Raw genomic sequence first — 4181 nt, 5'->3', positions numbered from 1 at the left:
TTTACTTTATTTTTACATTTTTTACAGAAATACTCATAATATCGATTAAAATGATGTTATCACTCTTTTATACTGGCAACTTGTATCAAATCAATCATTAGGAGATTAGGAGTCTTTACTTATAATCTTCTATTTCGACACTTAATATTGATGCAAGTTTTATAATAGACTTAACTTACATTTTTGATTACTATTTGTGAGCGATTATTCTCCCATTTTGATATCTCTCTAAATCACGGTGATTTTGTAGTTGTTTGATTGTTTTGATATCTTTACTTCCTGCATTTATAGGTTAGGTACAAGTAAAGCTTTCTTTTTCAATAATTTTAGAATTACTTCTTTTTCTATTTAAAGTTTTCGCTAATGATAAAATTATTTACTTTTAAACAACCTATTTTCGTCTCGTTAAGAGTTACACATTTTAATAAAGCCCCCTAAAAATTATATCTAACATTTTTAGGGGACTCTAATATATTTTATTCATCACAACTTATGTTTTTCAGTGGCATTCTTATTTCATATCGAATAAAGCTTCTACAGATTCCTCTGAATCACTGGCTTTATCTTTCTTATTAGAAATATTATAGAAACTTCTTACTTTATCGAAAATCTCCTGTAATAATTCTGGATTTTCTTCCAAGTAAACTTTAGCATTCTCGCGACCTTGACCTAATCTAATGTCACCATATGAATACCATGATCCTGCTTTTTTAATAATATCGGCATCAGCGGCTAAGTCTACCAATTCGCCGATTTGTGAAATTCCTTTTCCATACATGATGTCTACGAAGACTTCTTTAAATGGTGGTGCAACTTTATTTTTTACAATCTTAATTTTGGTTCTATTTCCAATCATTTGTGTGCCATCTTTGATAATTTCACCACGTCGTACTTCCATACGAATTGTTGAGTAAAATTTTAAAGCACGTCCGCCTGGCGTAACTTCTGGATTACCATATACTACCCCTACTTTTTCTCTTAATTGATTGATGAAGAAGCAGATGGTTTTTGTTTTATTGATAGTACCTGAAAGTTTACGTAATGCTTGTGACATTAATCTGGCTTGTAACCCTACATGGGAGTCTCCCATTTCTCCTTCGATTTCGGCTCTTGGTACTAAGGCTGCAACAGAGTCAACTACAATGATGTCAATGGCCCCCGTTGCTACTAATGCATCGGCGATGGCTAAACCTTGTTCTCCAGTATCAGGTTGTGATAACAATAACTCATCGATATTGACACCTAAATTAGTTGCGTACGCAGGATCTAGTGCATGCTCAGCATCAATAAAGGCAGCTGTTCCACCTTGTTTTTGTACCTCAGCAATAGCATGTAATGCGACGGTTGTTTTACCTGATGATTCTGGTCCGTAACACTCAATGATACGACCTCTTGGATAACCACCGACTCCTAATGCAATATCAAGACCTAATGATCCTGATGGAATGGTTGAAATTTGAGTTTCAGTTTTCTCACCCATTCTCATAATCGATCCTTTTCCAAAGTCTTTTTCTATTTGTTTTAACGCTTTATCTAAAGCTATTTGACGTTCTTTATCCAACTCTTCCCCTCCATTTAGATAATTCTCTAATTATAAATACGCAAATTAACGTATTTTACTCTATTGTTTTAGTTGTTTTACTAACTCAATTAAATATTTTTTTAAATCCTGACTCGTTTCAGGATGTCTCAAGCCATATTGTAAGCTGTATTCCAAATAGCCTAATTTGTCACCAACATCAAATCGTTCGCCCTCAATAACTTTAGCAAGAACTTTATTGGTTTGAGATAATTGATTAATAGCATCTGTTAATTGAATTTCTTCATCAACACCTGGTTTTAATGACTCTAACACTTCAAATATATCCGGAGTTAATATATATCGTCCCGCTATAACTAAATTTGAAGGTTGATCTGCTTTACTTGGTTTTTCGACAAAAGATTTGACAGAAAAAACCGTTTCATCAGACACTTCACTAGGTTCCTTTTGTACAAAACCATATTTTTTCTCTGGTGTATTTTCCATTTCGACAACAGCTACACAGGCCGATTGATGTTCTTCATATAAATCAATTAGCTGCTTGGTCACCGGGATATTCCCTTCGGTAATGTTATCACCTAGTAATACCGCAAAAGGTTCATTAGCAACGAATGCTTTCGCATGTAAGATGGCATCGCCTAAACCTAGAGGATAAGATTGGCGAACAAAATATAAACCTTCTCTGGTAGTCGATTTTACAATATTTAATAACGCGTCTTTACCATTTTCAGCTAAATTTTGTTCTAATTCATAATTCGAATCAAAATGATCTTCAATTGAGCGTTTTTGTTTACCGGTAATAATCAATACTTCTTCAATTCCTGAATTAAAAGCCTCTTTTACTATAAATTGGATAATTGGTTTATCAACAATGGGTAACAATTCTTTAGAACTTGCTTTCGTCGCTGGAAAAAAACCCGTTCCATAACCAGCAGATGGAATAACTGCTTTACGTACTTTTGTCATGTAATGCCTCCTCACATTCTTAAATATTATACCATAGAAACTATTGATATTCCTATCTCAAGCTTTAATACAAATAACATACAGACCATTATCTTAACTTTGATGAATCTTTTTTTGATCCTGATACAGTCTTTCAGCTAATACTTCATAAATAGGCTGCACACCTAGTAACGTAGCCACAAAATAAGAGACTAAGACACAAATTGCAATTGGGACTAATTGTGTCATTCCTCCTACCATTTCAGTCACTAATAATATGGCCGTAAATGGCGCTTTACTAATAGACGCGAAATACCCCGCCATCGAAAACATGACTAGATAAGATAAAAACCCTTCCGGAAAATCAAAGTATTGTGTCGCAATTGTTGCAAAAACAAGTCCGTGAAGCGCCCCTAGGCTTAATATCGGCAAGAAAATACCTCCTGGTAAACCCGAACCAAAAGATAACATTGAGAAAGTAAAGCGTAATAGCAAAAATAAAATTAACATGCTTAGCGAAAAATGATTATTTAGTAAAAAAAGGATTAAGGGTCCTCCACCACCTAATAAAAAAGGAAAGAAAATCCCTAAGGGAATTATCAAAACTAATGGTATTAATCCGTAATAATGTTTATTTATTAACGAAAAACAAACCTTAAAAATCGTTGGTAAAGATAAGGTTATTTTTGAATAGAAATAGCCACCAAAAGCAAGAAAAAACCCTAAAGCTACTAACCAATAATATTGATTAGGTGGAAAAGCATGTTCATTCAATAACATTAAAGTAGGTTGATGTCCAAAAACCTTTGCCGAAACTTGATGGGCCGTTAATGAAGAGGTTAATATCATTAAAATAATTTGATGGTTCATCTTCTTGTAGAGCTCTTCTATTGAAAACATTAATCCTGCTAATGGAGCATTGAAAGCAGCGGCTACCCCTGCACTCGCTCCGCAAGCAATGAGAGCTTTTTTAGTCCGATCATCAAGTTTCAGAGTTTGACTTAATCCAAGTCCTACTACCGACCCTAGCTGTATTGACGGACCTTCTCGCCCTAACATCAATCCTGAACCAATTGCCAATGTACCAACAGTAAATTTTTTCCAAAGCACACTCCACCAGTTCATTGATAATTTTCCATGCATTTGTAACTCTACTTGTGGAATGCCACTTCCTTTAATGTCTTTATCCGTTTTAGTGACAATTGATAATAACCATCCTAATATCAATGAAGCCATTAACCACAGCACCGTTATCAAGGTATTACCTTTCATTTGATGGTAGAGTTCTCCAACCTGAGAATAGATGATTCCTATACCAAATCGAAACGCACTTACTATCACACCTGAAATAGCCCCTACAACAATTCCGAGCCCTAACATTTTTATTTGCTTGCTTAGACAATAACTTTCCAATTTATTCACCTCTATATTCCAATGTATAGTATATCAAAGCGGATAGAACAAAAAAAGGTTCATCAAAAATTTTTTAACTATTGCCGATACAACTAAAACATGCTTCAACTTTTTATTATTAGGTTAAAAAATGGGAAAATTAAAACTTATTATCTCATCGCAGTATTGTTAAGGAGTTTTAAAATTCTGCTTTTTTATCAATGCACAAAATTGAGTTACTCACCTTTTTATGCCAATGTTTTTTACAATAATCGTAAGCGCCCAATAGCCAAGTATATAGAAA

General features: G+C 33.9%; 3 protein-coding genes. All 3 read right to left on the bottom strand.

What is annotated here, in order from left to right:
- Window positions 1–511: 511 nt before the first annotated feature.
- Window positions 512–1561, bottom strand: coding sequence for a recombinase RecA (gene recA, locus HMPREF2811_RS03975; protein WP_071408203.1), 1050 nt, complete (start codon window positions 1559–1561; stop codon window positions 512–514).
- Between the two features lie 60 nt (window positions 1562–1621).
- Complete coding sequence (locus tag HMPREF2811_RS03970) at window positions 1622–2506, bottom strand: UTP--glucose-1-phosphate uridylyltransferase (RefSeq protein ID WP_071408202.1); 885 nt, start codon at window positions 2504–2506, stop codon at window positions 1622–1624.
- A 93-nt stretch (window positions 2507–2599) separates the two neighbouring features.
- Entirely contained in the window at window positions 2600–3865 is a 1266-nt protein-coding gene (locus HMPREF2811_RS03965; RefSeq protein ID WP_141749254.1) for a ClC family H(+)/Cl(-) exchange transporter, read from the bottom strand.
- Window positions 3866–4181: the final 316 nt, after the last annotated feature.

This window comes from Globicatella sp. HMSC072A10, from assembly GCF_001811625.1.
GTDB classification, from domain to species: Bacteria; Bacillota; Bacilli; order Lactobacillales; family Aerococcaceae; genus Globicatella; species Globicatella sanguinis.
The sequence above is the reverse complement of the archived record's forward strand: the minus strand, read 5'-3'. Positions and strand labels throughout refer to the sequence as shown.

Coding starts and splice junctions, on each gene's coding strand:
- HMPREF2811_RS03970 (WP_071408202.1), bottom strand. CDS start 2,506: ATGACAAAAGTACGTAAAGCAGTTATTCCATCTGCTGGTTATGGAACG.
- HMPREF2811_RS03965 (WP_141749254.1), bottom strand. CDS start 3,865: ATGTTAGGGCTCGGAATTGTTGTAGGGGCTATTTCAGGTGTGATAGTA.